Here is a 6,000-nt window from a genome sequence, read left to right on the forward strand (position 1 = left end):
TTTAATTAACTTTTCGACAAAAAATACATGGATTATCTATTTATTCGATAAAAAATATTGACGAAAAATGGAAATATGCTACGATCATAAAAAAGAAGTTTTAACTTATGACATACGAAAAACTCGTAAAATTTTTTGAGGAAAAATTAAAACGAGATTTAAAAGATGAAGAAATTGCATTTATTAAATGGATGGTTGAAAATGAAAAACAAAAGTCCTCAATATAACCCCAAATAAATCTCTCCAGATACGCCATAACACCCTTTTTAGTGAAGTGCGGAAGCCGGTTAAGTTTCTCTCTATATAGCTACGCCAAACAATCATAAACAATACAAGTCCTTAACTAACTTTATAATTAAAAAATCCCTCACATCATGAGACAAGGGATTCATTTACATGGTTAATTAGTTTGTTTAGAGCATTTATCAGTCGTAAACTACGAATTACAATAAAGACCAAAATATGTATTTTTTATTACGTTATAGGAAATAATCCACACATTCTATTGGTTTTTTCATAATGTAATTATGAAAAAAGGAGTGTTGTCCATGAAGCTAACTTTTGCTGAAGTTGTTAAACAGTTTGAGTCAAAGCTTAACCGCAAATTAACGGATGTTGAATACCGTATCCTTTACTCAAATTATGTTAAGTCTTCTAAGAACCTCAAGTAATCTTTCCTTATCTTTTCCCAGTCCATAACATGAATCCTTCAATTTCGGATTTTTTCCGATTGTAATATGTAGATTTTGTATTATTTGTTATTTATAGAGACTCGGTAGGGACATGGGGATAGGGACATGGGGACAGGTACGTTGTCCCACAGCTACTGTAAGTTTCAATGAAGCGTTAATAGGTGGTTTAGGGATAGGGAAAAGATATTCAGTTCTTGTCCGTTTACAGGTGAATTCATTATAGTCAGGTGGGTGGATAACTTCCTCTTTATACAGAGGGTTATCCACCTTTTTTGTGTTATTCACAACGCTCTGCGGAATTTATTGATTTTTAAGGTAGATATCCACAGTAATTTCTTTGTGGGACAATGGACCTGTCCCTCTGTCCCTAAAATTATTTAGTTCATCTATTGAACAAACTAAGTTTTCAGTGTAGAATGAAACCATTGTTGAAAGTGCTTACACTTTATATTAGAGGATAAAAGGTTCTTAATATCGTTTTTTATTGGTAGGAAACGATAATTATAAGGATGTTTGTAAGCGCTTTTAACTATTTTTTTACATAATAAGGAGGAGAGAGTCATGTTAAAAGTTTTACGCAAGCCTCTTATTACAGCAGCAGCTTTAGCTTTATTGTTGCCAACGGGGCTAGGAAGTGTATCTGCTCAAGGGGAAGAGAGACCTCATGCATTAGATGTTCCGTCTATGGCTGAGCATTTTGAGGATTATTTCCCAATTGGAGCAGCGGTTGAACCTTTTCAAGTAGAAGGGGAACCAGGTGAAGTTTTAGATCACCACTATAACAGTGTCGTTGCAGAAAATGCGATGAAGCCTGTTTCATTACAGCCTGAAGAAGGCGAGTGGAATTGGGAAGGTGCTGATAAAATTGCTGATTATGCTAGAGCAAATGATATCGACCTTCGCTTCCATACGCTTATTTGGCACAATCAAGTACCTGATTGGTTCTTTCTAGATGAAGATGGAAACCCAATGGTAGACGAAACAGATGAAGCAAAACGTGAAGCAAATAAAGAACTACTATTAGAGCGTTTGGATACACATATTAAAACGGTTGTAGAGCGTTATAAAGACGTCGTAACCGATTGGGATGTTGTAAACGAAGTAATTGACGATGGCGAACCAAACGAAAGAGGGCTTCGTGAATCAGTATGGTACCAAATTACGGGTGATGAATATATTAGAACAGCTTTCCATGCAGCAAGAGAATATGCTGGTGAAGATGCAGTGCTTTTTATCAATGATTATAATACGGAAATTGAGCCAAAAAGAACACATTATTATAACTTAGTAGTAGAGTTAATCGAAGATGGTGTTCCAATTGACGGTGTTGGACATCAGTCTCACATTCAACTTGGCTGGCCGACACTTGATGAGTCAAGAGAGTCTTTTGAAATGTTTGCAGATCTTGGTTTAGAGAACCAAGTGACAGAGTTAGACGTAAGTATTTATGGCTGGCCTCCAAGTGGAGAGTTCAAATCTGAAGAGGAAATTCCAGCTGAAATTCTTGAAGTTCAAGCAGATCGTTATGAAGAATTGTTTGAATTGTATAGAGATAAGAGCTTGAACATTACAAATGTTACTTTCTGGGGAATTGGTGATAACCACACTTGGCTTGATGACCGTGCACAAGAGCACAGTGGTGATGGCGAAGGAAAAGATGCTCCATTCGTTTTCGATACAAACTATAACGTAAAGCCTGCTTACTATGCGGTGATGGGTCTAGAACGCCCAGAAGCTGAAGAGGATGAGGAAGCTCCAGCGAAAGAAATGAATTTTGGTGATGTGACAGAGGATGATTGGTATTTCGAATATGTTAAAGATCTTTTTGAAAAAGAATTGGTCGTTGGAACAACAGATACAACGTTCTCACCAAACCGTACATTAACTCGTGCTCAGTTCTCTTCGATTTTAGTTCGTGCATTCGGGTTAGAAGCAAAAGAGAAAGCTCCATTTACCGATGTTAAGAATATTAATGAGTTAATTCAAGGGGAAATTGCAGCTGCTTATGAACATGGGTTAGTGCAAGGATTCAGAGATGGTTCATTTAAGCCTAACCAAGCTATTACGCGTGCGCAAATGGCCATTATGCTAAACCGTGCATATGAGTTACAAACAGGTGAGGCTTATGTTCCAACTGGTACAGCACCATTCAAGGACATTGTAAGACTTAATGAAGAAGCACAATTAGCTATTACAGCGGCATACGAGCTTGGACTTATTCAAGGATACGATGGAACTGAGTATCGTCCAAGCAATACAGCTACTCGTGCTCAAAGTGCGAAAGTTGTGTCTTTATTTTTGGGAAGATAGTGGGACATGGGGACAGGTACATTGTCCCGCTAATAATCAAAAACAGCATCCCTTTCACAGGATGCTGTTTTTTTTGGAGATAGGGACATAGGGACATAGGGACATAGGGACAGGTACGTTGTCCCAGGAACCTGCCCCCCCCTGTCCCTAAGAAGGAGTAATTCTTTTCTGTCTACGTTGTTCTTGAAGAATTCCTGTTAAAAGCTTTTGAATCACTTTTGATTCAGGTGTTTCGTGTGTAGGGTGTGCAAGGTTTATTTCTTCTATTGGATCTTTCGTTAGATTATATAACTCGAATTGATCTGGGACTGGCTGGGTTTTGGTGGTTGTGATACTAAGAGAAGCCTGGAGACCCTCTGAAACCTCAGTGGCTTTATTCTGGGTCGTTTCAACATCTTCCACGCCAGGATTACTCCAAAATTGTGGATTATCGAAATAACGAGTGAATTTCCAAATTTCCTGCGAGTTTGAATCACCAGTTGGTAGTTTGACGATGACCGTTTCCAAATGATTAGGCTGAATCACGGCTTCATATGGTTGGCCGGTTAGCGTGAATTGATTTAAGCCTTTTGAAAATTCATCATCCGTCATAAAGTAAAGAGCCTCATCCTCTCGAAAAATTTTTTGATTTCCGTTTATTAATGAAGTTAGGTCACGACCTACTAGGGGATGGACCTCTGAATGATCTTTTTTCAGTTTCTCTTGGGCTTCTTGAACATCAATGCCTGCAAGTCCTAATAACGTGGGAACTATGTCGACATGACTTGTAAGCATATCCGTTTCTTTACAGCTAGAAAAGTATTTAGGACTGTGGATAACGAGTGGAACATGTATGGATTCCTCATAGGCATTATGCCATTTTTGAAACAATCCTCCATGGGCCCCAACGAGGCTACCATGGTCTGCCGTGAATACTACAATGGTATCTTCATAGAAAATAGACTGCTTAAGAGCGGTAAATACTTTATACACTTCATTATCAACCTGCTTATGAAGTGAATAGTAAAGCTGCCTGTAAAAAGGTGTATCTAATGTAGGCTGTAACGCCTTTTGATAAACGTCTCGGTAACTGCTTTGGGCTTGTGGCTTAGTTAGTAAGTTTTCATTTGCTGTCGGAGCTGGTGGGATAACAGGAACAGAAGGATCTACAGAAAAATCAAATGTTGGTAGTAATTGTGTGAATAGCCCAAATAGGGTAATATCGTGCGGATTGACAAATGATGAAACAATGAGCCAAGGCTCGTGATTATTTGCATGAGCTTCGTCTTCGAGGGAGTTAAGTAATCGAACAACCTCTTCAGAATAAACGGCATCACGGCCACTTAATCCAATTGCCGCAGATGAAGCTGAATTTCTTGGATTTGATCCATGTGGTTCAGGGCCGATCCAGCCATCAAAACCATAGGAATCGAGCCGATTAGCATTAGAATAAAGCTGTTGTTTTTCAGGATCAGGGACTCCAGTTGTTGGGTTAAAGCTCAGCATGGCATTATGACTTCCTGGAACGATCAGATCTTCATCAGAAGCATGCCATTTCCCTTTCCAAAACGTTCGATAACCAGCAGAACGAAAATAGTCACCTAAAGTCGGGACGGTATTGTGATCAAGCCAGTATACATCTGGATCAAAAGATCCTTTCGCTGCACCTGTTGTCTGAGTGACCCCGTGGAGGGAAGGATACTGGCCTGTGTAAAGCGTTGTTCTACTAGGTGAGCAAGCTGTACTTCCAATATAATGATTTAAAAATGTCATCCCGTTTTCTCGTAGAAGCTCCTGTGTCTTTAAGTGTTGTTTGCGCCATTCTTTTAGCTCTTCGTTTTCATAAACGGTTGGAAATCGTTGTTCATCAACAAGGATAACAAGGAAATTGGGTCTTTTCTTTTTTTTCGTTGAATGATCTGGCGAGTTTTTATGTTTGGTCAATGTAACGCCCTCCTATAGTACTAAAGTTATAGTATCGTATGTGAGAGAGCGGCAATATGATTGGATGTTTTTATAAAAGGGTCAAGGGGACAGGTCCCTCGACCCACTACAAAAAAGGTGGATAACCCTCTATTTATACAGAGGGTTATCCACCTTTTTGGGGATATCCACAGGACGACGGACCTGTCCTTAGTCCTGTTTATCTAAAAGCTTCTGTTGGTGCTCATATGCTTTTCTAAATAGCTTTCCTCTCTTCACTTGATCGTCCTCACGACAAGAATTATACAAGTAAAGATATATTTTCACCCAGAGTTCATGCCAAATCGCCTTCATGCTTTGCTCTCTTGCATGTTTCTTTGCTTTTCTTTTTGCTGTTCATACCACTTAACAATTTTTCGTTGCTTCGCTGTTAAATATCCACAATAAACTTTTCGTGAGTTCTTTCGCATGTTCTTCTTATTCATGTCTACCTCCAAAGATGATGAACCGTACGGAGGTCCGTTTCGGCAACTGGCTAGCATAGTTAAAATAGTAACGTTAGCCCCTATAGTTTTGCGTCATCACCTTTCAGTGATTTTGCCCTTTCGTACGATTTTTATTTCTGCACTCTATTTATGGCATATTTATGATTTTTTTTAAATAGGATGTTTATACTGAAAAATTACGATAGTTTTTTCGTGAGGAACTTCCAGTAGTTGGTGATAGTCTTACAAATAAAAAGCAGATTGACTCTCGCGATAAGTAAAAAGAACAATACAGTACGATGTCTTTAGCATTTGATTTTTAAGAGAATGGTAAGAAATATTTACTGTCATTTCTTTATAGTTTTTGAATGTAATGATTGAATGGGATTTAGTTTTGGGAAGGCGTTTAATGGATTTAATATGGTGAAAGAAGAACCCAAAAAGGAATTGGGACGCCCTATAGTTTACAAAGCAACATATATTGGAAATAATTCATTAGCTTTGCATAAAGTTATTAAAAATTTGTCAAGTAGTTTCAAGTAGAAATTTATGGTTTCAAGGCACAAAAAAACTCCTTATAATTAGGATTGGTAGTTCTGTCCAAATCCCAA

General features: G+C 38.2%; 5 protein-coding genes and 1 riboswitch. Of the genes, 2 read left to right on the top strand and 3 right to left on the bottom strand.

All coding sequences use genetic code 11. The features are described 5' to 3' along the window. The first annotated feature begins 548 nt into the window (after nt 1–548). Nucleotides 549–671: a hypothetical protein gene (locus AC1FXP_RS22185; protein ID WP_480064107.1), complete on the top strand. Its 123-nt coding sequence runs from the start codon at nt 549–551 to the stop codon at nt 669–671. A 582-nt stretch (nt 672–1,253) separates the two neighbouring features. Further along, entirely contained in the window at nt 1,254–3,002 is a 1,749-nt protein-coding gene (locus tag AC1FXP_RS22190) for an endo-1,4-beta-xylanase (protein ID WP_480064108.1), read from the top strand. 147 nt (nt 3,003–3,149) lie between these two features. On the opposite strand, the gene AC1FXP_RS22195 is transcribed toward AC1FXP_RS22190, so the two are convergent. From AC1FXP_RS22195 to AC1FXP_RS22205, 3 genes are all read right to left on the bottom strand, one after another. Next, nucleotides 3,150–4,925 carry a sulfatase family protein gene (locus AC1FXP_RS22195; protein WP_480064109.1) on the bottom strand — a complete coding sequence of 592 codons (1,776 nt, stop codon included), beginning with the start codon at nt 4,923–4,925 and terminating at the stop codon, nt 3,150–3,152. Nucleotides 4,926–5,254: 329 nt separating this feature from the next. Beyond that, nucleotides 5,255–5,389 (bottom strand): hypothetical protein, encoded by a 135-nt coding sequence (locus tag AC1FXP_RS22200; protein ID WP_480064110.1) that lies wholly within the window; start codon nt 5,387–5,389, stop codon nt 5,255–5,257. Nucleotides 5,390–5,427: 38 nt separating this feature from the next. Next, nucleotides 5,428–5,516, bottom strand: a riboswitch (cyclic di-GMP riboswitch). 116 nt (nt 5,517–5,632) lie between these two features. Then, the gene (locus AC1FXP_RS22205) at nt 5,633–5,881 is read right to left on the bottom strand and encodes a competence protein ComK (RefSeq protein ID WP_480064112.1); all 249 of its coding nucleotides are present in this window, start codon (nt 5,879–5,881) and stop codon (nt 5,633–5,635) included. Between the last annotated feature and the right edge of the window lie 119 nt (nt 5,882–6,000).

It is taken from the genome of Halalkalibacter sp. HAAS-P013 (genome assembly GCF_056619925.1).